Raw genomic sequence first — 22,890 nt, forward strand, 5'->3', positions numbered from 1 at the left:
ATCGGCTCCGCGGATTGTGGGGACCGCACGGGCCGGAAGGCTGGTTGACGGGCGCCCACTCTTCCGAACCGCACAGGGGGCACACAAGGTCGACTTCAGGACGCGCGCGCGGAAGACGCGTGCGCCCCACCCCCGCTTGGGAGTTCACGGTCGCCCCAGGGAATTCGCACTGCAAACACCCGGTGCGAGCAACGGCTCTGCGGACAGTGACCGTCGCCGCTGGCCGGAATTCGATCCTCCGCATCGGGCCGCCGGGGGCGGGCAGACGGAAGCCCCCGCACACGCGAAGCGTGCGGGGGCCGATGCCGTCACGACGCCGTCACGGCCGCGTCCGGCCGCGGGGACCCGGAAGGCGGTCCCGTCCTAGTAGACGTGGACTCCGTAGGCGCTCAGCGCCTCGGTGACCGGCTGGAAGAAGGTCGTACCGCCGGATGTGCAGTCACCGCTGCCGCCCGAGGTCAGGCCGTAGGCCTTGGTGCCGCCGTACAGCGGGCCGCCGGAGTCGCCGGGTTCGGCGCAGACGGTGGTCTGGATCAGGCCGTAGACGATGTCGCCACCGCCGTAGTTGACCGTCGCGTTCAGCGCGGTGACGCGGCCGCTGTGGGTGCCGGTCGTGGATCCGCGGCGGTAGACGGTCGTGCCGACCGAGGGCGTCGCGGCGCTGGTGATGTCCTGGCTGCCGACGGCACCCGACTTGGTCACCGAGCTGTTGGTGTAGCGCACGATGCCGTAGTCGTTGCCGGGGAAGCTGGAGCCGGCCGTGGAGCCGAGCGTGGTCGAGTGCGAGGAGTTCGACCACCAGGTGCCCGCGCCGTCGGTGCAGTGACCGGCGGTCAGGAAGTAGTAGTTGCCGCTGGAGTCCTGGACGTTGAAGCCCAGCGAGCATCGCCAGCTGCTCGCGTAGATCGCGTCGCCGCCGGAGATCAGCTTGTTGAACTTGCCGGGCGTGTGCTTGACGACGAGTGCGCCCGAGTTGTTGCCGGCCTGCTGCTTGATCTTGGCGATCTCGGCCTGGGACACCGTGCTGTCGACGGTGACGACGACGCGGTTGTTCTTGGCGTCCACCGCCCAGGCCGTGCCGGGGATGTCGGCCTGGAGGACGGAGTCGCTCGCCCTGGTGAGCTGGTTTGCGCTGAACGTGTGGGCGTCGCTGGCGTTCGCGGTGGGGGCGGCGAACGCTGCCGCGGCCAGGAAGCCGGTCGCCACGGCGGTCAGCCGGGTCCGTCTTGCGATACCGCTGCGGGGAGTGGTGCGCTTGATCCTCACGTTGCATTCCCTCCCAGGGGAAGTCGAGGGCCCGCGTGGGGTCGGGGCCCGGTGAGGCGCAGTCAGGGACTCGTTCGGGGTACCGAACAACGCTCATGTTCCTGACAAGCGCTGAGGGGGAGTATTCGGCCGAACGGCCGGTCGGCACAAGGGTGCCTTTCGGCCGTCAAGCTTTGAACCACCTATGCGGGCCGCCCCCTTGACACCGGCTCAGGAAGAGCGTGGCCGGTACACACCGCGCACGGGCCGGCGGCGGGCGGTACCGGGCCGATTCCGGCCAGGGTGAAGGCGGGTTCACCGGCGGGGACGAGGTCGCGCCCCCGTCCGCCGGCACCACCCGTGCACGGCCGGGCCGCCGGACCGGGCGACGGTGGCATCCTCACCGCCACCCCGTTCCGGGCATGGCCGGAATTCACCCCTCCGGATGGTCCCCTAGCAGTCGCAGCACGAACAGCACTCACAGCATTCGCAGCACTGGCAGGCCTCGCAGCACGAGCAGTCGCAGGCGCAGTCGCCGCACCAGCCCTCGCGCTTCTTCCGGGACCAGGGGCCCTCGTACTCGTCGGCGCAGCACACCTTGCAGGTGCAGCACACCCCCAGGGCGGCCGCGCACCCGGCCCAGAAGCCCCGCTTGTCCGGGCGCGGCGGCTCGCCCCCGAAGGGGTTGCCGTACGGGTTGCCCGGCGCCGGGGGTGCCTGGTGCCCCGGGGGCGGCCCGAAGGAGGCCTCGGGCGCGTGTCCGCACGAGTGGCCGCCGAACGCCCGGTCCACCGAGCGGCTCAGCTCGTGCGCGAGCAGCAGGTGGACCAGCCCGCGGTCGGTGAGCTCCGCCTCGCGCAGCGCCAGCCGGATGCCGTGCAGGGCGTCGTCGGCGAGCCGGCGTGCCTCGGTGAGAGAGGTGCCGGTGGCGGTGAGCGGGTTCCAGGCGCCCGAGCGCGCGTCCGCCTCCCGGTCCTCCACGGCGTCCAGCAGGTGCGCGAGCCGGCCGAAGAGGCGGCCGGCCTCGGCGAGCGGCCCGGCGTTACCCGGCCGCCCGGCCAGCACGGCGGTGTGCGCGAAGGCGGCCGCGGTCGCCGTCTCGGTCGGCTCGGTGACCGTCAGCAGCGGGGTGCCGTACCCCGCCAGGGCCTCGATGCCGGTCTGCCGGTCGACGGCGTCGACGAGGACGCCGGTGTCGAACCCGACGGCGGCGCCGCTGTGCGCCCCGGCCTTCCCCCAGCTCGCCGCGACCCGGCGCGCCGCGAGCGCGACCGGCCTGCGGGCCAGCAGCCCGTCCCGGTCGGCGACGTGGTCGCGCACTTTGGCGGAGGCGAGGACCAGCGAGACGGCCGCGGCGAGCCGGGCGCCCTCGCCCTGGGCGACGGACGCCGTCCGCATGCCGCGCAGCGCGCACGGCCCGGCGGTGCGCCGGGACCCCTCCACGGGGCCGGCCTGAGCCTCCGTCAGGACGGATATCAGCAGGCCGTCGTAGTTGGTCACGACGCGGGCGAACTGCCCGTGATCACGGCGCAGGGCGAGACACAGCCCGCACAGGTGTGCCATCCACTGGGCCCTCAGACCCTCCCCCAGCCGGTGACTGCACGGCCGTACGATTCCGAACACGTCGATCCCCCGTGATGTGCCGCGACCTCGAGCCGGGGCATCGTATCGGCCGACTGTCGGCTCATATCAGGTATGCCGTTCACCCGAACGCTCCGTGCATCACCCATCCGCCAACGACAATCATATTTCACTCACAGTCAGCAGCCGTATGAGTCGGGACCCTTGGGGTACATGGGCTCTCGACGTAGCCGCTGTGCACCAGTACCGTCACAAACCCCCCGCGCGGCGTCTATCCACTTGGCGCACCGTCCGCATCATGGATGACCATAGGGATGCCGGAAGCAAGAAGACAGCTGTGAGAGGAGGCGTCCATGGGATCGGTACGCAAGGCGAGTGCGTGGCTCGGCCTCGTCGACGACAACGATGACGAGCGTTACTACGACGACGACTACTCCGAGGGCACCGAGTCCGCGGACGCCTGGGTCACGGACCCCCGGGTGAAGGTGGCAACGGACACGGCCGAGGAGAAGGGCCGCCGGATCGGCACGGTCACCCCGGACAGCTTCCGGGACGCCCGCGCCATCGGCGAACTGTTCCGGGACGGCGTCCCGGTCATCATGAACCTGACGGCGATGGAGCCCTCCGACGCCAAGCGCGTGGTGGACTTCGCGGCCGGGCTGACCTTCGGCCTGCGGGGCACGATCGAGCGGGTCGCGAACCGGGTGTTCCTGCTGACGCCCTCGAACACCGAGATCGTCAGCGGTGAGCCGGCGGCACGCCGCGAGGACGGCTTCTTCAACCAGAGCTGAGGCAGGGCCGTTCACCGGCCCTGCCTCCTCCGGGAGCTCACCGGAAGGCGTCGAGCCCGGTGAGCGCCTTGCCCAGCACGAGCTGGTGCATCTCGACGGTGCCCTCGTAGGTGAGCACCGACTCGAGGTTGGTCGCGTGCCGCATGACGGGGTATTCGAGGGAGATCCCGTTGGCACCGAGGATCGTCCGCGCCGTACGGCAGATCTCGATGGCCTCGCGGACGTTGTTGAGCTTGCCGAAGCTGATCTGCTCGGGACGCAGGCGGCCGGCGTCCATCCGCCGCCCCAGATGGTGGGCGAGCAGGATCCCCTTGTGCAGTTCCACCGCCATGTCGGCGAGTTTCGCCTGGGTGAGCTGGAAGCCGCCGATGGGCCGCCCGAACTGCTCCCGGGTCTTCGCGTACTCCACGGCCGCCTCGAAACTGCTGCGCGCCGCGCCCATGGCGCCCCAGACGATGCCGTACCGGGCGTGCGAGAGGCAGCCGAGCGGCCCGCGCAGGCCGGTGACCTCCGGCAGCACCGCGCCGGCGGGCAGCCGTACGTCGTCCAGGACCAGCTCGCTGGTGACGGAGGCGCGCAGGGACCACTTGTGCTTGATCTCGGGCGCCGAGAAGCCGGGGCGGTCGGTCGGCACGACGAAGCCGCGGATGCCCTCCTCGGTCTGCGCCCAGACGACGGCCACCCCGGCCACCGAACCGTTGGTGATCCACATCTTGCGCCCGTTGAGCACCCAGTCGTCGCCGTCGCGCTTGGCGTGGGTGCGCATCGACGCGGGGTCGGAACCGTGGTCGGGCTCGGTGAGCCCGAAGCAGCCGATCACCTCGCCGGCGGCCATCCGCGGCAGCCAATGACGCTTCTGCTCCTCGCTGCCGAACCGGTGGATCGCGTACATCGCGAGCGAGCCCTGCACGGAGACCAGGGAACGGATTCCCGAGTCGGCCGCCTCCAGCTCCAGGCAGGCGAGTCCGTACTGCACGGCCGTGGCGCCGGCGCAGCCGTAGCCGGTCAGGGACATGCCGAGCGCGCCGATGCCGCCCAGTTCCCGGGCGAGCTCCCGGATGCCGGGCAGCTCGCCCTTCTCGTACCAGTCGGCGACGTACGGCAGCACCCGGTCGGCCGCCCAGCCCCGGACGGTGTCCCGGATCGCCAGGTCCTCCGGGTCGAGCAGGTCGTCGATACCGAGCGGGTCTGCGGCATCGAACGGGGGCAGCTTCGCGGACGCGGACATGGGACACCCTCCGGAACACTGGAACTCATCAAAAACTAGCAGCGCTAGTTACGTCTCTCCGGCCGACGTTACGGTGCGGTGTCCCGCGCGTCCAGAGCGCGGGTCAGGCCGACACCTTCGGCTTCTGCGGCTCCCGCGGGGAGGGCACCGCCCCCACTGCCGGGACCTCGTCCGCGCCCTGCTCGCCGCACTGCATGATCCGGGGCAGCCGCAGCGCCATCATCGCGCCCAGCAGCAACAGCCCGGCGCTGACCAGCAGGGTCACATGGAGTCCGTGCACGAAGGAGTCCCGGGCGGCCCGGCGCAGGGCCTCACCGGCGGGGCCGCCCAGGCGCCCGGCGACCTCGTAGGCCTCGCCGAGCGAGTGGCCGGCCGCCCGTGAGGCGTCCGAGGGGACACCCGGCACCGACGTGAGGCCCGGCGCGTAGGCCCTGTTCATCACGCTGCCGAGCAGCGCGATCCCTATCCCGGCGCCGAGCTGGTACGAGGTCTCGCCGATCGCCGCCGCCCCGCCGGCCTGCTCGGCCGGGGCCTCGCTGAGCATCGACTCGTAGGCGCCGAAGAGGGTGGTCTCCAGGCCGAAGCCGAGCAGTACGAAGCCGCAGAGCAGCAGTGCCGCGTCGTCCTCGCCGCCCATCGCGGTCAGCGTCACCACCGCGGCGGCGGTGAGGCAGAAGCCGGCGCTGACCATCCGGCGCGGTCCGAAGCGGCGCAGCATCCGGGCGCCCGCGAGGCCCGCCGCCATCGCCGCCACGGTCAGGGGCAGCAGCCGCAGACCCGTCCGCAGCGGCGACAGCCCCAGCACCAGTTGCAGGTACTGCGCCGCGATCAGCTCCAGGCCGACCAGCGCGAGCATGGCCAGCACGATGCAGCCCACCGCGGTGGTGAAGGCAGGCCGCCGGAACATCCGCAGGTCGACCAGTGGGTGCGTCCGGCGCCCCTGGCGCCGGACGAAGAGGAACAGCAGCGCCGCGCCCAGCAGCAGCGGGGCCACCGTGAACGGGCTCGCGGCGGACTCCCCGCCACCGAGCCGCTTCACGCCCAGGACGACGCCGAACAGACCGGCCGCCGCCATCAGCGCGCCGGTGACGTCCCAGGGGCCGTCGCGCTCACCCCGGGACTCGGGCAGCAGCATGCGCCCGATCGGCAGGCTGACCAGCATCAGCGGGATGTTGACCAAGAAGACCGAGCCCCACCAGAAGTGCTCCAGCAGGAAGCCGCCGAGCAGCGGGCCGACGGCCGCGCCGACGGCGGCGACCGCGCTCCAAATGCCGATGGCCAGCGCGCGCTCACGCCGGTCGGGGAAGACCTGGCGGAGGATCGACAGGGTCGCGGGCATGATCATCGCACCGCCGACGCCGAGCAGCGCGCGGGCGAGGATCAGCGTCTGGGCGCTCGGCGCGAAGGCGGCCACGGCGGAGGCGACACCGAACAGGGCGTAGCCGAGGAGCAGCACGCGCCTGCGCCCGATCCGGTCGCCGAGCGTGCCGAAGAGGATCAGCAGCGAGGCGCAGACCAGCGGGTAGACGTCGACGATCCAGAGCAGCTCCACGGCACCGGGCCTGAGGTCCTCGGTGACGGCGGGGACCGCCACGTGCAGCACGGTCGCGTCGAGGGCGACGAGCAGCAGGCTGACGCAGAGGACGACCAGGACGACCCAGCGGTTGGCACCGGCACCGGTCCCGGCCTCCCGACGGCGCGGCCGAACGGCAGCCGTGGTCGTCCCGGACATGTACGTACCTCCCAGATGATCCCTCGCGTGCGGCGGATCGGCGGAGTGGGGACTCTCCGTCGTACGGCCGGAGAGGAGCGGGGTCTCCGGCCCGCGCAAACCCACGCGGGTGACTCGCCAGCGTACGCGAGTCCGTCGTGGGCACACGTGGCCGACCTCTCACACGCGGGACCGAACCCGTGTGGCGTACGCCACCTCGTACGACGTCGCGCGTGCCCGGCGGGCGGCCCGGCTTTCGGCCCGGCCGATAATCGAGCCCGTGACCGACCTTGCGACGCGCGCGGCCCCGGCCCGCGACACCTTCCTGCGCCGGGCGGCCCCGGCCCTCCTCGGGTACGCGGCCGTCCGTGTCCTCGGCCTGCTCGTGCTGGCCGTGTGGAGCGCCGCGCGCGGCAGGAGCGCGCTCACGCTGCTGGGCGCGCGCTGGGACTCCCTCTGGTACACCCGGGTCGCCGAGCTCGGTTACGGCTACGAGGTCCGCCTGCCGAACGGCGACGTCCACTCCAACCTGGCGTTCTTCCCGCTGCTGCCCTGGCTGGAGCGGCTGCTGCACGGCGTCACGCCGCTGTCGTACGCGCACGCCGGCCTGGTCGTCGCCCTGCTCGCCTCGCTGGCCGCGGCCGGAGGGATCTTCGCGGTCGCGGAGTGGGTGTACGGGCCCCGGGCGGGGGTCTGCGCGGTGCTGCTGTGGGCGGTGCTGCCGGTCGGGATCGTGCAGTCGATGGCCTACAGCGAGTCCCTGTTCACCGCGCTGGCCGCCTGGTCCCTGTACGCCGTGCTGACCGGCCGGTGGGTCGGGGCGGGTGCGCTCGCGGCGCTGGCGGGGCTGACCCGGCCGGTGGGTCTCGCGGTGGTCGCCGCGGTCTGGGTGGCGGGCGTGCTCACGTTCCTGCGCGAGCGGGGCGCGCGCGACGCGCGCGGCGGCGACGGCGCTCCAGGCCCGGCGGCCGGTGTGTGCGCCGAGCGCGTCGCGGGCGCCGGCAGCGCGCACGAACCGACACGCGCTCCCTTCGCGTCAGAGGGCGCGCATGATGCGGCGCGCGCTCCGTCCCTTACCTCTTGCGCTCCCTGCGCGCCCGCCTGGCGCCGCGCCCTCGGGCTGCTCCTCGCCCCGCTGGGCGCGGCGGGCTACGTGCTCTGGGTCGGCCACCGCACCGGCCGGGGGCCCCTCGGCTACCTGAACGTGCAGGCCGGCTGGCGCAACGGGTTCGACGGCGGATACGCCTTCGCCCGCTTCGTCGCCGACAAGTTCACGTCACTGCCGTCGGCCCTCGCCGGAGCGGGCCTGATCATCGGGGTGGCCCTGCTGATCATGCTGTACGTGACCGGCGTACGGCAGCGTCAGCCCCTTGCGCTGCTGGTGTACACGGGTGTCGTCCTCGCCCTCGCCCTGTGCGCCTCGAGCTACTTCGGGTCGAAGCCGCGGCTGCTGATGCCGGCCTTCCCGCTGCTGTTCCCGCTCGCCCGCGCCCTGGCCCGGTCGCGGACCTCACGGTCGGCGCTGGTCACGGCGGGTCTGGCGGTGGCGACGGCGGTGTACGGCGCGTTCTGGCTGAACGGCTCCGGTCCCCCGTGATCGACTCCGGCGGCCGATGAGCACACCCTGAATTCCACCCCATGATTCGGTGAACGAATTCATAAGAGCCATATAACCGCCGCCCGGAATGATCAAAGGAATTCCAGGAAGCCGGTTCACCGGATTGCGGAATCCCAGGAATTCAGCGGCTCCTGAGAGGTTTCCCACATCACATCGTCATCACAAAGCCGCTGTTTCGACCGGGAACAGAGCGCACTCACTGTAACGTCGATCGGGTGCGTACCGAACTAAACCTCACCCGGCGTCTGGACCGGGTGTTCGCCAGGCTGGACCGTGAGCCGGAACGGCCGGCCCACCTCGATGTGCCGCGGATGAGCCGGCACCGGGTCGTGCTGTTCACCGCGACCCTCGCCTTCTACCTGGCGATCGTCTGGGCCGTGGTGATCACCTCCTGGCTGGTCCGGCTCGACTGGCAGGTCATGTTCTTCCGGCCGTACCAGCAGTGGTCGGAGATCCACTGGTTCGTCGACTACTACGTGGTGCTCGGCCAGCGCGGCCCCACCGCGGTGATGGTCGCGGCCTGGCTGGGCTGGCGCTCCTGGCGGCAGCACACGCTCCGCCCGCTGCTGACCCTCGGCGCCTCACTGCTGCTGCTCAACATCACGGTCGGCGCCGCCAAGTACGGCATGGGCCGGCTCGGCCCGCACTACGCCACCGTGATCGGCTCGAACGAGATGGGTCTCGGCGGCGATATATTTCCCAGCGGCCACACCGCCAACGCCGTGGTGACCTGGGGAATCCTGGCGTATCTGGCCTCCACCCCGACCGCGCGCCGCTGGCTGTCCGCCGTGTCGGCCGTGACCTCGCTGGGCGTCGGAATGGCCACCGTCTACCTCGGTACGCACTGGCTGAGCGACGTGCTGCTGGGCTGGGCCGCGGGCCTGCTGATCCTGCTCGCGCTGCCGTGGTGCGAGCCGCTGATCGCCCGCGCCGAGACCGCGGTCTTCGATCTGCGCGACCGCTGGCGCGCCCGCCGCGGCCGCACCGCGCCGGCGCCCACCGTGCCGGTCCCCGTGGTGCTCAAGCCGCGCACCGCGCCCGCCGGGCAGCCCGCTCCGGCCCGCGAGCCGGTGGCGTCGGTGCGCGGGCCCCGGGCGCCGATCCATCTGGCCCCGGGTCCGCACACGGCCCGTTCGGAGCGCACTCCCCTCACCCCGGCGGGCAGCCGCCGGCCGCCGCACGCCGACCGGTTGCCGCGCGGCGCCTCCCAGCCCGCCCGGCCCGTCTCGGGCGGCTGACAGCCGCCCTGGCGGCGGAGTCCGGTACGCACGACCGACCCCGCACGTACGGCGAAGACCCCGTCTCCCCTTCCGGGAGCGGGGTCTTCGCCGTACGTGCGGGGTGCTCAGCCCTTCCAGGCGCGGGTCACCCGGCCGTCCCGCACCTCGAAGTTGAGCCGGCCCACCCGGTACTCCATGGTGATGATCGCGCCCGGCGGCAGTGACCGTACCGTCGGCCACCCGCGCTGCCGGGCGAGCCGCTCGGCGCTCGGGACGTCGAGGCCGACGTACCCGTCCGGACTGTCCTGGGGCTCCGCTGGCGGAGTGGGAATCGGTGCCATGCGGCCACGCTAGGCCGCATCGGGCGAGGACGGAAGCCGCTGCGGCGGCAGGCCTCCCGGCCCCTCTCCTGTCACGCTTCTGTCACAGGTTCCCGAAGCCGTTCTCTTCGAACTCCGTCACACGATCGGGGGTTTCCATGCCGTTCGCCGGGGTATTCGAACACAATTCTCACGCGCCGGAGCACCCCGCGGAATTGGCCGGCGGAAAGCACCGGGGCGCCGGTCGAGGCCGGTCCACGGCGTGATTCCGCGGCGAATCCGCGGCCGTGTCGGGAGAGCCGACGCCGCATGGGAATTTCATGGATTCGGCGTGCCGGAGCCGTGCGGCCCCGCCGACCGGGCCAGTGCCCCGTCGAGCCGGTCGCGGATCCTCCTGATCGACTCGGTCAGCTCGGCGGGCTCCAGGACCTCGAACGGGAAGCCGGTCATCATGATGTGAATCACCATCACCTCCAGGCTCGGCGCGCCGCTGCGCAGGACGCAGGCCTCCGGGCCGTCGGCCTCCAGCGTCCCGGCGGACGGCGAGATCCGCTCGGCGGCCTCGTGCAGCGGCACCAGCAGCCGGACCGCGGACCGCTCGGCGTACGCGCGCGTGGAGACGCCCTCGGAGACATGGGCGGCGAGGTCCTCGGCGGGCGGCTCGCGCGGGGTGAAGCGGGGTCCGTGCGGCGGCCTGGGGGCGATGCGGTCGACCCGGAACGTCCGCCAGTCCGCCCGGTCGACGTCCCAGGCGACCAGGTACCAGCGCCGCTCGGTGCAGACCAGCCGGTGCGGTTCGACGGTGCGGCGGCTCGCGGTGCCGTCGTGCGCGCGGTACTCGAAGCGCAGCCGCTCGGCGTCCCGGCACAGATGGGCGATCTCGGTGAGCAGCGCCGGGTCGACCGGGGAGGCCGGCGGGCCGCCGCGCAGCATCGGCACGGTGAAGGCGTTGAGCGCGCCCACCCGGCGGCGCAGCCTGTTCGGCAGCACCTGTTCCAGCTTGGCCAGGGCGCGTACGGAGGTCTCGCCGATGCCCTCGATGCCCTGTCCGGCGGCGGTGCGCAGGCCGACGGCCACGGCGACGGCCTCGTCGTCGTCCAGCAGCAGCGGGGGCAGTTCCGCGCCCGCGCCGAGTTGGTAGCCGCCGCCGGTGCCGGGGCTGGCGTTGACCGGGTAGCCCAGCTCGCGCAGCCGGTCCACGTCCCGGCGGACCGTACGCGCGGTGACGCCGAGCCGGTCGGCGAGTTCGGCGCCGGACCAGTCGCGGTGGGCCTGGAGCAGCGAGAGCAGACGCAGCAGTCGTGCCGAGGTCTCCAACATGGGGCCGAGTCTGCCGGCCGATGCGGACAGCCGCTGTCCTCGACGGGACAGCGGCTGTGGTGCGCGGGCTCGCTCAGAGCGCCAGGCGCCGGCCGGGCACGATCAGGTCCGGGTCGTCGCCGATGACGCTCCGGTTGGCGGCGTAGATCCGCTGCCAGGTGGTGCCGTGCCGGGCGGCGATGGTGCTCAGGGTGTCGCCCTCGCGGACGGTGTAGTCGCCGCGCGCCGCGTCGCGGCCGGTGTGGGCCGACGTGCGCTCGGGCTTCGCCGCCGGCGCCGGCTCCGTCGTCGCGCCGCTCCCGGCCGCCGCGCCCGAGGCGGGCGCCGGGGCGGTCCCGGTGGCTCCGGCCCGGCCGGAGCAGACCGGCCAGGCGCCCCAGCCCTGGGCCCGCTGGACCTTGGTGGCGACGGCGATCTGCGCGCCGCGGGAGGCCTGGTCGGCCGTCGGGGCGTAGGAGCCGCCGCCGTACGCGCGCCAGGTGCCGGCGGAGAACTGGAGCCCGCCGTAGTAGCCGTTGCCGGTGTTGATGTGCCAGTCGCCGCCGCTCTCGCACTGGGCGATGCGGTCCCACACCCCGTTGTCCGCGGCGTTCGCGTCGCCGGTGGCGGCCAGCAGTCCCAGCGGGGCCAGCAGGGCGGCTCCGGCCAGGGCGGCCGCTGTCGTACGGCCCCTGCGGGCGCCGTCGGGACGGGTGGTGCGGCGGGTGGTATCGGCACAATCGGACATGTAACTCCCTCTCCACGAACCCGGGCTCCCCCGGGCGGAGCGCGCCTCGCCGCGCAGGACCGCGGTTCCTCGCGCCCGCCCCGTCCGCCGCGGCCGGTGCGGCGATCGTGCTCTGCCTGGCCGGCCGGCGGACGTACCCGAGCGGTGCTGGTTGCACACGGCGGAGGAATGTAGAGAGAGCGGGCCGGCTGTTTCAACCAAGTCGCCGTCGTTCCAGGCCAGTTCGCGGTTACCTCAGGTATCGACGATTTTCGGCCAGCCGTTTCGTGCGTGGATTTCACGATTTTTCGACCACACACGTGACCGACGCGTGACCCACTTCACTCATTCAAGTGCCTTGACGGGACACGGACTTGACGATGAGTGCCCGGTTCCGCACCGATGGTGACCCTGTGCGGTGGATGGTTCGATTCCGTCGCCCCCGGGGCGTGACCCCCACCACAGGACGCCCGTTGTCTTCTTCATGAGCCCGGAGCACCGGGGCTCAGCGGCCGGGAGCCACCCTGCCGACCCAGCACCGCATCCCGAGGGAGCCACCGTGCCGCGCATGCTCGACGTCAGTGACGCAGTACGCGCCGAGATCGGCGACGAAGAAGCCGACCGGCTGCTCGCCGGAGAGAACGCCCCGGGCAGTTACGACTGCACGTCCTGCCGCACCCCGGGCGACTCCGAGCAGGAGCGCACCAGCACCGTTCTGTTCGTCGGCGACGAGACCGCCGTCCTCGCCTTCGCCCACGCCGGCTGCCTGCCCTCGCAGGTCGTCCAGGTCACCGAGGAGCAGTTGCAGGGCGCCGTCCGCTCCATCGGCGGCCGCCCGGCCGCGGACGGCGACCCGCGGCGGTCCGTGCCCGAGCAGGCCGTGCTCGGTGTGACCAGCGGTCTGGTCCTGATCGAGGGCGAGTTGCACCCGGCGCTCGTCGTCGAGCCGACGGCGCCCATCGTGCGTCCCGGCTCCTACGGCGCCGGCGACGACTTCCTGCCGCTGCTCATCGAGCAGGGCTTCATGCCGGTGATGGAGCTGGCGTCGGTCCCGCCGGTGCTGCACGGCTGGTCGGTCCTGCTCGCGATGGGCCAGCTCCACGCGGTGCTCCAGCCGGGGGCGGCCGGCGGTCAGCCGGTCGCCTGGTGGCAGGCGCACCATCCGCTGCAGGTGACCGACAGCTGGCGGGCCGCCGCCAACAAGCACCAGCAGGTGCTGATGTTCGCGGCGCCCGTGGGGTCCATCGGACGGCAGCCCCGGGAGGACCTGCTGCGCGACTCCCTCGACCGGGCCGCGGCGAGCGGCAAGCTGGTCGCGGCGGCGCTGCCCCTCGCGGGCACCTGAGACCCGCCCGGCGGCAGGCCGGGAGCGCGCCCCCACTTGTCCGACCGCATCCCTTTCGGAGCCCGGTCGTTTGGACATACGTGCACGCATACGACACTCCTCCTCCCCGCCGGTCCGCCTTCGCCTCCGTTCCGTCCGCCCGGGCGGGGGAGAGTCCGGTCGCGGCATCGGCCACGCCGATCTACGACTCGCTCTACGCGGAGTGGGTCAAGGCCTTCCGTACGCTGCCGGGCGACCGCAGTGGTGAGGAGGAGCTGGGGTTCTGTGCCTTCGGGAACACCCCGCACAGCACCGGTTCGTACCGCATGACCTCCTACAGCGCCTACAGCGCGGGGGCGTACAGCGCCCGGCAGGGCGGCGGTCAGCAGCAGCCGCAGTGGCAGCGGGTCGGCACGCTGGGGCGGCAGCAGGACACCGGGATGCACCACGTCCCGGCGGGGCTGCCGCCCGCTCCGCGGCGCGGTGCCTGAGGCATGGCGAAGGGCGGCCCCCGTTACCGCGGGTGGCCGCCCTTCGCCATGCCTCGAGGGACCGGTTACTTCTTCTTGCCGCGCTTCTCGCGTACCCGCACCGAGAGGTGGATCGGGGTGCCCTCGAAGCCGAACTCCTCACGCAGACGGCGCTCGATGAAGCGCCGGTAGCCGGCCTCGATGAAGCCGGAGGCGAAGAGGACGAACCGCGGCGGCTTGGTGCCGGCCTGGGTGCCGAACAGGATGCGCGGCTGCTTGCCGCCCCGGACGGGATGCGGGTGGGCCGAGACCAGCTCGCCGAGGAAGGCGTTCAGCCGGCCGGTGGGCACCCGGGTCTCCCAGCCGGCGAGGGCGGTCTCGATCGCCGGGACCAGCTTCTCCATGTGCCGGCCGGTACGGGCCGAGACGTTGACCCGGGGCGCCCAGGCGACCTGGCCCAGCTCGGTCTCGATCTCCCGCTCCAGGTAGTAGCGGCGCTCCTCGTCGAGGGTGTCCCACTTGTTGAAGGCGAGGACGACCGCGCGGCCCGCCTCCACGGCCATGGTGACGATGCGCTGGTCCTGGACCGAGATGTTCTCGGAGCCGTCGATCAGGATGACGGCCACCTCCGCCTTCTCGACGGCGGCCGCGGTGCGCAGCGAGGCGTAGTAGTCGGCGCCCTGCTGGAGGTGGACGCGCTTGCGGATGCCCGCGGTGTCGACGAACTTCCAGGTCACCCCGCCCAGCTCGATCAGCTCGTCGACCGGGTCGCGGGTGGTGCCGGCCAGCTCGTTGACGACGACGCGCTCCTCGCCCGCCACCTTGTTCAGCAGGGAGGACTTGCCGACGTTCGGGCGGCCGATGAGGGCGATGCGGCGCGGACCGCCGACCGCGGTGCCGAAGGTCTGCTCGGGTGCCTCGGGCAGCGCCTCCAGGACGGCGTCCAGCATGTCGCCGGTGCCGCGCCCGTGCAGGGCGGAGACGGGGTGCGGCTCGCCGAGGCCCAGGGACCAGAGGTAGGTGGCGTCGGCCTCGCCGCTCGGGCCGTCGACCTTGTTGGCGGCCAGGACGACGGGCTTGCCCGCCTTGCGCAGCAGCCGTACGACCGCCTCGTCGGTGTCGGTGGGGCCGACCTTGGCGTCCACGACGAAGACGACCGCGTCGGCGGCCTCGATCGCGTACTCGGCCTGCGCGGCGACGGAGGCGTCGATACCGAGGACGTCCTGCTCCCAGCCGCCGGTGTCGACCACCTTGAAGCGGCGGCCCGCCCACTCGGCCTCGTAGGTGACGCGGTCACGGGTGACGCCGGGCTTGTCCTCGACCACGGCCTCACGGCGGCCGATGATCCGGTTCACCAGGGTCGACTTGCCGACATTGGGACGGCCGACGACGGCGAGCACGGGCAGCGGGCCGTGGCCCGCCGCCTCGATGGCGCCCTCGACGTCCTCGACGTCGAAGCCCTCTTCCGCGGCGAGCTCCATGAACTCCGCGTACTCGGCGTCGCCGAGAGCCCCGTGGTCGTACTCGTGCTCAGCCGAGTCGCCGGGCTGGGTCTGGTCGTTCATGAAGTCCGTACCTCGTCGTTCATCGTGGTGATCGGTGGACCGGCCCTGGTGGGCCGATCCACTACTCAAGTGTCGCTCAGCGCGGTCAAGTGTCGCTCAGCGCCCGGTCAGGCGCCTGGCGTTTTCCAAGTGGCCGGTGAGCTGCTTCTGGATGCGCTCGGTCGCCTCGTCCAGCGCACTGCGCGTGCGCCGCCCCGACCCGTCGCCCGCGTCGAACGGGTCTCCGAAGACGACGTCGACGCGGGAGCGCAGCGGGGGCAGCGCCTTTATCAACCGGCCGGGCCGCTCGGTGCTGCCCAGGACGGCCACGGGCACGATCGGCGCTCCGCTGCGCACCGCGAAGTACGCGAGCCCGGCCCGCAGCGAGGCGAAGTCGCCCTCGCCCCGGGTGCCCTCCGGGAAGATGCCCAGCACGCCCCCGGCCGCCAGCACGCCGAGGCCCCGGGTGATGGCGGTGCGGTCGGCGGAGGCGCGGTCCACCTCGAGCTGGCCGATGCCGGTCAGGAAGGGGTTCAGCGGGCCGACGAACGCCTCCTTCTTGATCAGGAAGTGCGTCGGCCGGGGCGAGACACCCATGACCATGGGCCCGTCGATGTTGTGCGAGTGGTTCACGGCGAGGATCGCCGGGCCGCTCGCGGGCAGCTTCCAGGCGCCGAGCACACGCGGCCGCCACAGCCCGTACATCAGGCCGACGCCGATGCGCCGCCCGACCTCGGCGCCCCGCTCCGACGGAAGGCTCACTTCCCGGCCCGCTTCTCCTCGACCAGGGTGACGACGCACTCGATGACCTGGGCGAGGGTGAGCTCGGTGGTGTCCACCTCGACCGCGTCGCCGGCCTTGGCGAGCGGGGAGGTCTTGCGGCTCGAGTCGGCGGCGTCCCGCTTGATCAGGGCCTCACGGGTGGCGTGGACGTCGGCGCCCTTCAGCTCGCCGCTGCGGCGGGCCGCGCGGGCCTCCGGGGAGGCGGTGAGGAAGATCTTCAGGTCGGCGTCCGGCAGCACCGTGGTGCCGATGTCCCGGCCCTCGACCACGATGCCGAGCTCGGCGCCGGCCGCCAGCGAGCGCTGCAGCTCGGTGATCCGGGTGCGCACCTCGGGCACCGCGCTGACCGCGCTGACCTTGGAGGTGACCTCCTGGGTGCGGATCGGGGCGGCCACGTCGACGCCGTCGACCGCGATGGTCGGGGCGGACGGGTCGGTGCCGGAGACGATCTCCGGCTTGCCCGCGACGGCGGCGATGGCGGTCGGGTCCTCCAGGTCGATGCCGTTGGCCACCATCCACCAGGTGATGGCCCGGTACTGGGCGCCGGTGTCGAGGTAGCTCAGACCGAGCTTGGCGGCCACGGCCCTCGACGTGCTCGACTTGCCCGTGCCGGAGGGGCCGTCGATCGCGACGATCACGGGCTTGGCGGTCGGGGCGCCGTTTTCCACGGGGGACACCTTCCTGGTGCGGTGCGGGGGCGGGGGGCGGAGCGCGAGAGCGCCCTGCACAAGGTTACTGGGTACGGGCGACCCGGACGGACGGCCGCCTTCCTACTGCCGCAGCGCCCAGCCCCGCTCACGCAGCGCTTCCTTCAGCACGGGCGCCGCCTTGGGCTCGACCAGGAGCTGGACGAGACCGGCCTGCTGCCCCGTCGCGTGCTCGATCCGGACGTCCTCGATGTTGACCCCGGCCCGTCCCGCGTCCGCGAAGATGCGGGCGAGCTGGCCGGGCTGGTCGTCGATGAGGACGACGACGCTCTCGTACACGCGCGGCGCGCTGCCGTGCTTGCCGGGTACCCGCACCTGGCCCGCGTTGCCGCGGCGCAGCACGTCCTCGATGCCCGAGCCGCCCTCGCGGCGCTTGTCCTCGTCGGAGGACTGCAGGGCGCGCAGGGCGCGGACGGTCTCCTCCAGGTCGGCGGAGACGTCGGTGAGCAGGTCGGCGACCGGGCCGGGGTTGGCGGAGAGGATGTCGATCCACATACCGGGGTCGGAGGCGGCGATCCGGGTCACGTCCCGGATGCCCTGCCCGCACAGCCGTACGGCCGCCTCCTCGGCGTGCTCCAGGCGGGCCGCGACCATGCTGGAGACCAGGTGGGGCATGTGGGAGACGAGGGCCACGGCCCGGTCGTGGGCGTCGGCGTCCATGACGACCGGCACGGCCCGGCAGTGCGAGACCAGTTCCAGGGCGAGGTTGAGGACCTCGGTGTCGGTGTCCCGGGTCGGGGTGAGCACCCAGGGGCGGCCCTCGAAGAGGTCGCCGGTCGCGGCCAGCGGGCCGGACTTCTCCCGGCCGGACATGGGATGGGTGCCGATGTAGGCGGACAGGTCGAGGCCGCGCGCCTCCAGCTCGCGGCGCGGGCCCCCCTTGACGCTGGCCACGTCGACGTAGCCGCGGGCGGCGCCGCGGGCCATGGCGTCCGCGAGGACGCCGGCCACGTGCGCGGGCGGGGCGGCGACGATGGCGAGGTCCACCGGGCCGTCGGGGGCCTGGTCGGTGCCGGCGCCCAGCGCGGCCGCCGTGCGGGCCTGCTCGGGGTCGTGGTCGGTGAGGTGGACGACGACGCCCCGCTGGGTCAGGGCGAGCGCGGCGGAGGTGCCGATCAGCCCGGTGCCGATGACGAGTGCGGTTCTCACTGGGCGATGTCCTTGCGCAGGGCGGCGGCGGCGCCGAGGTAGACGTGGGCGATCCGGTCGCGGGGCCGGTCCGACTCGATGTGCGCGAGCACCCGGACGACCCGGGGCATGGCGCCCTCGATGTCCAGTTCCTGGGCGCAGATCAGGGGAACGTCGACGATCCCGAGCTTGCGGGCGGCGGCGGCCGGGAAGTCGCTGTGCAGGTCGGGGGTGGCCGTGAACCAGACGCTGATCAGGTCCTCGGCGGTGAGCCCGTTCCGCTCCAGGATCGCGGTGAGCAGCGCTCCGACCTGCTCGTCCATGTGACCGGCCTCGTCCCGCTCCAGTTGGACGGCCCCCCGGACCGCTCGTACCGCCACGGCGCTGCTCCTTGCTGACATGCGTTTCGTTCCTGGCCGGTCCAGCCTAGTCAGGCCCGCGCGGCCGGGCGCGCGGCGCCCGCCCGCTGAGACGTGGGGCCGACCCGGTGACGGCCGTGTCTCCGCTCCCGCCGCCTGCTTCGGCAGGTGAACCTTTGATGCCAAGATGTCGCAGATCGCGGCTTTTCTTGCTTCCGATGTTCGGAGTGACGACATGACCTACAGCACGACGCGGCGCACGGTTCTCGCGACGGGCGCGGCGGCGCTCGCCACCGGCTGCGGGGGCGGCGGCGGTTCGACGGGCTCCTCCCCGTCGCCCGGCGGCACGGAGCTGGCGAGCACGAGCGACATCCCCGAGGGCGGCGGCAAGATCTTCAAGGAGCGGAAGGTCGTGGTCACCCAGCCGTCGAAGGGCGACTTCAAGGCCTTCTCGGCGATCTGCACGCACGAGGGCTGCACGGTGAGCAAGGTGGCCGACGGCACCATCGACTGCCCCTGCCACGGCAGCAGGTTCCACATCGCCGACGGCTCGGTGGCGCACGGCCCGGCGAGCCGGCCGCTGCCCGCCGAGACGATCAAGGTGGAGGGAAATTCGATCCACCTGGCGTGAGCGGCCCGCGTACGCTCCGGGGATGCAGCCCGAGGACCTGGTACGCGACCACACGATCTACGCCTGTGTCATGGGTTCGCGGGCCTTCGGCCTGGCCACCGGGGCCAGTGACACCGACCGGCGGGGTGTCTTCCTCGCCCCCACTCCCCTGTTCTGGCGGTTCGAGAAGCCGCCGGCCCATGTGGAGGGGCCGGGCGAGGAGCGGTTCTCCTGGGAGCTGGAGCGGTTCTGCGAGCTGGCGCTGCGCGGCAACCCGAACATCCTGGAGTGCCTGCATTCCCCGCTGGTGGAGCACGTGGACGACACCGGCCGCGAACTGCTGTCCCTGCGCGGCGCCTTCCTCTCCCGGCATGTGTACGGCACCTTCGCGCGCTACGCCCTCGGCCAGCGCAGGAAGCTCGACGCCGACGTCCGCACGACGGGCGCCCCGCGCTGGAAGCACGCCATGCACCTGCTGCGCCTGCTGATGAGCGCCCGGGACCTGCTGCGCACCGGGGAGCTGCGGATCGACGTCGGCGACGAGCGGGAGCCGCTGCTGGCGGTGAAGCGGGGCGAGGTCCCCTGGCCGGAGGTGGAGACCCGCATGGCCCGGCTGGCGGCGCAGAGCGAGGAGGCCCTGCACCGCACCCCGCTGCCGCCGGAACCGGACCGCGCGCGCGTGGCCGGCTTCCTCTTCCGGGCCCGCCGGGACTCAGCCCGCCAGGCGGACGCGTACGACGAAGTCGTGCAGGGCGTCGTGCGCGCCGGGGGTGCCGGGCAGGACTGAGGCGGCCTGCGCCTCGTCGAGCACGGCGTGCAGCCGCTCCACGTCGGCCTCCACGCGCGCGTGGTCGACGTCGGCGGTGCCGTGCTCGCGCTCGGCCTTGGCGGCGATCAGCTCGGGCAGGTAGGCGGGCGCGGTCACCTGGTCCAGCAGGGTGGGCAGATGGGCCTGCACCTCGCCGCTGCGCATCAGATGGATGCCGGTGAGCAGCACACGGAACGTGTAGAGCAGCGGCTTGAGTTCGCCGGTCTTGCCGAACAGCCGCCACTGGGTCACGGCGAACCCGCGGTAGTGGTGGGCGTGGTGGCCGGTGAGGACGCCCGGGGCGAGGGCGGCCAGCTCCCGGTGCGCCTCGGAGGTGTGCGCCACGAGGGGCGACAGGAGCTGCTCCAGCACATAGCCGTTGCGCCGGAACATCAGCCGGGCGAACTTGCGCACGTCGTGGGTGACGAGGTCCATCTCGAGGCCGAACCGCACCCAGGTCCGCTCCCGCGTCTCCTCCGGCTCGCGCAGCCCAACCAGGTCCGCGGCGGGCAGGAGATGCGCGCCGCGCAGGTCGAGATCGGGCCTAAGCGTCGTCCCAGAGCGCCCCCAGTGCCAACAGGTCGCCCCGGTACTCGATCCGCCCGGTCCAGTCGGCGGGCCAGGCGTCCGCGCCGAGCCAGGCGCCCGCGAAGGCCCCGGTGAGGCAGGCGATCGAGTCCGAGTCACCCGAGGAGCAGGCGGCCCGGCGCAGGGCGGTGACGGGCTGGTCGGGAAAGAGCAGGAAGCACAGCAGCCCGGTGGCGAGGGCCTCCTCGGCGATCCAGCCCTCGCCGGTGGCCAGACAGGGGTCGGTCTCCGGGGAGACGGTCCGCACGGCCTCCTGGAGGCGGCCGAGCATGTCCAGGCACTCGTCCCAGCCGCGCGCGATGAAGTGCTCGGGGCCGGGGTCCTGGGAGCGGGTCCACAGGTCGCCGAGCCAGGTGTGGTCGTAGCGGGTGCGGTTGTCGTAGGCGTAGCTGCGGAGCTGCCCGACGAGTCCGGCCGGGTCGGTGCCCCGGGCGAGCAGGTGCACGGCATGGGCGGTCAGGTCGGAGGCGGCCAGGGCGGTGGGGTGGCCGTGGGTGAGCGCGGACTGCAACTGGGCCGCGCCGGCGCGCTGTTCGCCGGTCAGGCCGGGGGCGAGGCCGACGGGGGCGACGCGCATGTTGGCGCCGCAGCCCTTGGAGCCGACCTGGCTGGCGTCCTGCCAGGCGCGGCCCTCCTCCTTGAGCAGGCCGCAGGCGGTCAGGCAGGTGTTGCCCGGGGCGCGGTTGTTGTCCGGCGACCGGTACCAGTCCACGAACTCCTCGCGCAGCGGCCGCTCCAGCCGTTGCGGGGCGAGGTGCCCGCGCTCCATGGCCGTGCGGAGCCCGCGGCCGACGGCGAGGGTCATCTGGGTGTCGTCGGAGACGAAGGGGCGCCGCGGCAGCTCCATCTCCCGCCAGGGGCCGCACTTGGCGAGGATCGAGGGGACGTCGTTGAACTCGGTCGGGAAGCCGAGGGCGTCCCCGAGGGCGAGGCCGAGGAGGGAGCCGGTGGCGGCGTGTCCGGTCGGGCGGGTGGTGGTCATGCGGGGCTTCCTTCCCGGGACGGCCGGAGCAGGGGCGGGTGCAGGGCGGTGGCGGGGCCCGCGCGGTAGAGGGCGGCCGGCTTGCCACGGCCGCCGGTGAGCCGGGCGGCGCCGGGGACGGGTTCGACGAATCCGGGGGTGGCGAGCACCTTGCGGCGGAAGTTGGGCCGGTCCAGGGCGGTGCCCCACACCGTCTCGTAGACCTGCTGGAGCTCGCCCAGGGTGAACTCGGGCGGGCAGAAGGCGGTGGCGGCGCGGGTGTTCTCCAGCCGGTCGCCGACGCGTTCGTGGGCGTCGGCGAGGATGCGGTCGTGGTCGAAGGCGAGCGGCCCCGCCGAGCCGTACGGCAGCCAGCGGGCCTGGGCCGCGTCACCGCCGCCGCGGGGCTCCGGGGGGTCGGGCAGCAGCGCGGTGAACGCGACGGAGACGACCCGCATCCGGGGGTCGCGGCCCGGCTCGCTGTAGGTGCGCGACTGCTCGAGGTCCAGCCCGGAGACGTCGTCCAGGCCGGTCTCCTCGGCGAGTTCGCGCCGGGCGGCCGTCTCCGCGGACTCGTCGGGCAGCAGGAAGCCGCCGGGCAGCGCCCACCGGCCGGCGTACGGTTCCTGCCCGCGCTCGACGAGCAGCACGTGCAGCGCGCCCTCGCGGACGGTCAGGACGGCGAGGTCGACGGTGACGGCGAAAGGCTCGTAGGCGTGCTTGTCGTAGCCCCGCAGCACGAACACCCCCCTTTTTATAGTCACTGCGACTATAAAAGGGGGGTGTCCAGGAGCACAACCTCTTTAGAGGTCGACCTCCTGCAGAAGCATCCCGACCTCGGTGTTGGACAGGCGGCGCAGCCAGCCCGACTTCTGGTCGCCCAGGGTGATCGGGCCGAAGGAGGTGCGCACCAGCTTCTCGACCGGGAAGCCGGCCTCGGCGAGCATGCGGCGCACGATGTGCTTGCGGCCCTCGTGCAGGGTCACCTCGACCAGGTAGTTCTTGCCGGTCTGCTCGACCACCCGGAAGTGGTCGGCGCGCGCGTAGCCGTCCTCGAGCTGGATGCCGTCCTTCAGGCGCTTGCCCAGGTCGCGCGGGATGGGCCCGACGATGGCCGCGAGGTACGTCTTCTTCACGCCGTACTTCGGGTGGGTCAGCCGGTGCGCCAGCTCGCCGTGGTTGGTGAGCAGGATGACACCCTCGGTCTCGGTGTCGAGCCGGCCGACGTGGAAGAGCCGGGTCTCGCGGTTGGTGACGTAGTCACCGAGGCACTGGCGGCCCTCCGGGTCCTCCATGGTGGAGACGACACCGGCGGGCTTGTTGAGCGAGAAGAACTGGTAGGACTGCGTGGCGACGGTCAGGCCGTCGACCTTCACCTCGTCCTTCTCCGGGTCCACCCGGCGGCCCTGCTCCAGCACGATCTCGCCGTTGATCTCGACCCGGGCCTGCTCGATCAGCTCCTCGCAGGCGCGGCGGGAACCGTAGCCCGCGCGCGCGAGCACCTTCTGCAGCCGCTCGCCCTCCTGCTCGGCGCCGGGGAAGGTCTTGGGCGGCTTGACGTCCTTCTTGCCCGCGTACCGCTCCCGGTTGCGCTCCTCGGCCCGCGTCTCGTACTCGCGCGAGCGCGCCGGGGCCGTACGGCCGCCGCGCTGCTGGGACTGCTTCGGGCCGCCCTTGGCACCACCGCGCGCGGAGCCGCCGCGCCCGGACTTGGGGCCGTCCTGGGTGGCCCCGGGGCCCACGTCGTAGCGGCGCTCCTCGGGGCGGGGCTTGCGGGGCCGGCCCTGCCCCTGCTTCTGGTCCCTGTCGTTGCCGGCACCGCGGTAGTTACCGCGCCCGCCGCTCTTGCCGCTGCCGCTGCTTCGCAT

21 protein-coding genes and 2 pseudogenes are annotated in these 22,890 nt (G+C 72.9%); 7 read left to right on the plus strand and 16 right to left on the minus strand.

Going from position 1 to position 22,890, the window contains the following annotated elements; all coding sequences use genetic code 11:
• Window positions 1-363: 363 nt before the first annotated feature.
• Together ABZ478_RS11015 and ABZ478_RS11020 are read right to left on the minus strand one after the other, a co-directional pair.
• Window positions 364-1,266 carry a S1 family peptidase gene (locus ABZ478_RS11015; RefSeq protein WP_359547414.1) on the minus strand — a complete coding sequence of 301 codons (903 nt, stop codon included), beginning with the start codon at window positions 1,264-1,266 and terminating at the stop codon, window positions 364-366.
• A 432-nt stretch (window positions 1,267-1,698) separates the two neighbouring features.
• A complete protein-coding gene (locus tag ABZ478_RS11020; RefSeq protein ID WP_359547416.1) occupies window positions 1,699-2,868 on the minus strand; it encodes a DUF5685 family protein in 1,170 nt (389 codons plus the stop codon).
• 311 nt (window positions 2,869-3,179) lie between these two features.
• Here ABZ478_RS11020 and ABZ478_RS11025 point away from each other — a divergent pair, with 311 nt between their 5' ends.
• Window positions 3,180-3,617, plus strand: coding sequence for a cell division protein SepF (locus ABZ478_RS11025; protein ID WP_199209989.1), 438 nt, complete (start codon window positions 3,180-3,182; stop codon window positions 3,615-3,617).
• A 37-nt stretch (window positions 3,618-3,654) separates the two neighbouring features.
• On the opposite strand, the gene ABZ478_RS11030 is transcribed toward ABZ478_RS11025, so the two are convergent.
• Both ABZ478_RS11030 and ABZ478_RS11035 read right to left on the minus strand, forming a co-directional pair.
• On the minus strand, window positions 3,655-4,845 hold the full coding sequence (locus ABZ478_RS11030) for an acyl-CoA dehydrogenase family protein (RefSeq protein WP_359547418.1): 1,191 nt from the start codon (window positions 4,843-4,845) through the stop codon (window positions 3,655-3,657).
• 103 nt (window positions 4,846-4,948) lie between these two features.
• Window positions 4,949-6,577, minus strand: a complete 1,629-nt coding sequence (locus tag ABZ478_RS11035) for an MFS transporter (RefSeq protein ID WP_359547420.1) — start codon at window positions 6,575-6,577, stop codon at window positions 4,949-4,951.
• A gap of 259 nt (window positions 6,578-6,836) precedes the next feature.
• Between ABZ478_RS11035 and ABZ478_RS11040 the strand changes: the two genes are divergently transcribed.
• Together ABZ478_RS11040 and ABZ478_RS11045 are read left to right on the plus strand one after the other, a co-directional pair.
• Window positions 6,837-8,153: a hypothetical protein gene (locus tag ABZ478_RS11040; RefSeq protein WP_359547422.1), complete on the plus strand. Its 1,317-nt coding sequence runs from the start codon at window positions 6,837-6,839 to the stop codon at window positions 8,151-8,153.
• Between the two features lie 236 nt (window positions 8,154-8,389).
• Window positions 8,390-9,412, plus strand: a complete 1,023-nt coding sequence (locus ABZ478_RS11045; RefSeq protein ID WP_359547423.1) for a phosphatase PAP2 family protein — start codon at window positions 8,390-8,392, stop codon at window positions 9,410-9,412.
• Window positions 9,413-9,519: 107 nt separating this feature from the next.
• Here ABZ478_RS11045 and ABZ478_RS11050 read toward each other — a convergent pair whose 3' ends face one another.
• The 3 genes and pseudogenes from ABZ478_RS11050 to ABZ478_RS11060 all read right to left on the minus strand — a co-directional run bounded on the left by ABZ478_RS11050 (window position 9,520) and on the right by ABZ478_RS11060 (window position 11,761).
• Window positions 9,520-9,735, minus strand: a complete 216-nt coding sequence (locus tag ABZ478_RS11050) for an I78 family peptidase inhibitor (protein WP_358934887.1) — start codon at window positions 9,733-9,735, stop codon at window positions 9,520-9,522.
• 330 nt (window positions 9,736-10,065) lie between these two features.
• Window positions 10,066-11,034 (minus strand): annotated as a pseudogene (locus tag ABZ478_RS11055) (YafY family protein); the annotation flags it as partial.
• Window positions 11,035-11,107: 73 nt separating this feature from the next.
• Window positions 11,108-11,761 carry a transglycosylase family protein gene (locus tag ABZ478_RS11060; RefSeq protein WP_359547425.1) on the minus strand — a complete coding sequence of 218 codons (654 nt, stop codon included), beginning with the start codon at window positions 11,759-11,761 and terminating at the stop codon, window positions 11,108-11,110.
• Between the two features lie 538 nt (window positions 11,762-12,299).
• Here ABZ478_RS11060 and ABZ478_RS11065 point away from each other — a divergent pair.
• Window positions 12,300-13,085, plus strand: a complete 786-nt coding sequence (locus ABZ478_RS11065; RefSeq protein WP_359547427.1) for a hypothetical protein — start codon at window positions 12,300-12,302, stop codon at window positions 13,083-13,085.
• An 80-nt stretch (window positions 13,086-13,165) separates the two neighbouring features.
• Window positions 13,166-13,555: a hypothetical protein gene (locus ABZ478_RS11070; RefSeq protein WP_359547429.1), complete on the plus strand. Its 390-nt coding sequence runs from the start codon at window positions 13,166-13,168 to the stop codon at window positions 13,553-13,555.
• A 65-nt stretch (window positions 13,556-13,620) separates the two neighbouring features.
• On the opposite strand, the gene der is transcribed toward ABZ478_RS11070, so the two are convergent.
• The 5 genes from der to aroH all read right to left on the minus strand — a co-directional run bounded on the left by der (window position 13,621) and on the right by aroH (window position 18,076).
• Complete coding sequence (gene der, locus ABZ478_RS11075; protein WP_359547432.1) at window positions 13,621-15,099, minus strand: ribosome biogenesis GTPase Der; 1,479 nt, start codon at window positions 15,097-15,099, stop codon at window positions 13,621-13,623.
• Between the two features lie 96 nt (window positions 15,100-15,195).
• Window positions 15,196-15,783, minus strand: coding sequence for a lysophospholipid acyltransferase family protein (locus tag ABZ478_RS11080; RefSeq protein ID WP_359547528.1), 588 nt, complete (start codon window positions 15,781-15,783; stop codon window positions 15,196-15,198).
• A gap of 53 nt (window positions 15,784-15,836) precedes the next feature.
• Window positions 15,837-16,529, minus strand: a complete 693-nt coding sequence (gene cmk, locus ABZ478_RS11085) for a (d)CMP kinase (RefSeq protein ID WP_359547434.1) — start codon at window positions 16,527-16,529, stop codon at window positions 15,837-15,839.
• A gap of 102 nt (window positions 16,530-16,631) precedes the next feature.
• A complete protein-coding gene (locus ABZ478_RS11090; RefSeq protein WP_359547437.1) occupies window positions 16,632-17,717 on the minus strand; it encodes a prephenate dehydrogenase in 1,086 nt (361 codons plus the stop codon).
• Window positions 17,714-18,076 (minus strand): chorismate mutase, encoded by a 363-nt coding sequence (gene aroH, locus ABZ478_RS11095; protein WP_359547439.1) that lies wholly within the window; start codon window positions 18,074-18,076, stop codon window positions 17,714-17,716. Before aroH ends, ABZ478_RS11090 begins: the two co-directional genes overlap by 4 nt.
• 214 nt (window positions 18,077-18,290) lie before the next feature.
• Between aroH and ABZ478_RS11100 the strand changes: the two genes are divergently transcribed.
• Entirely contained in the window at window positions 18,291-18,686 is a 396-nt protein-coding gene (locus ABZ478_RS11100; protein ID WP_359547442.1) for a Rieske (2Fe-2S) protein, read from the plus strand.
• A 22-nt stretch (window positions 18,687-18,708) separates the two neighbouring features.
• Window positions 18,709-19,452, plus strand: a complete 744-nt coding sequence (locus ABZ478_RS11105) for a nucleotidyltransferase domain-containing protein (protein WP_359547445.1) — start codon at window positions 18,709-18,711, stop codon at window positions 19,450-19,452.
• Here the strand turns inward: ABZ478_RS11105 and ABZ478_RS11110 are convergent.
• The 4 genes and pseudogenes from ABZ478_RS11110 to ABZ478_RS11125 all read right to left on the minus strand — a co-directional run.
• Window positions 19,378-20,013: pseudogene (locus ABZ478_RS11110) on the minus strand (nucleotidyltransferase domain-containing protein); the annotation flags it as partial. The gene ABZ478_RS11105 and the pseudogene ABZ478_RS11110 overlap by 75 nt on opposite strands.
• 4 nt (window positions 20,014-20,017) lie before the next feature.
• Window positions 20,018-21,043 carry an ADP-ribosylglycohydrolase family protein gene (locus ABZ478_RS11115; RefSeq protein WP_359547447.1) on the minus strand — a complete coding sequence of 342 codons (1,026 nt, stop codon included), beginning with the start codon at window positions 21,041-21,043 and terminating at the stop codon, window positions 20,018-20,020.
• Window positions 21,040-21,759 (minus strand): NUDIX domain-containing protein, encoded by a 720-nt coding sequence (locus tag ABZ478_RS11120; protein ID WP_359547531.1) that lies wholly within the window; start codon window positions 21,757-21,759, stop codon window positions 21,040-21,042. The genes ABZ478_RS11115 and ABZ478_RS11120 overlap by 4 nt, the downstream gene beginning before the upstream one ends.
• Before the next feature lie 66 nt (window positions 21,760-21,825).
• Window positions 21,826-22,890, minus strand: coding sequence for a pseudouridine synthase (locus ABZ478_RS11125; RefSeq protein ID WP_359547450.1), 1,065 nt, complete (start codon window positions 22,888-22,890; stop codon window positions 21,826-21,828).

Origin of the sequence: Streptomyces sp. NPDC005706, from assembly GCF_040631045.1 — a bacterium.
Taxonomy (GTDB): domain Bacteria; phylum Actinomycetota; class Actinomycetes; order Streptomycetales; family Streptomycetaceae; genus Streptomyces.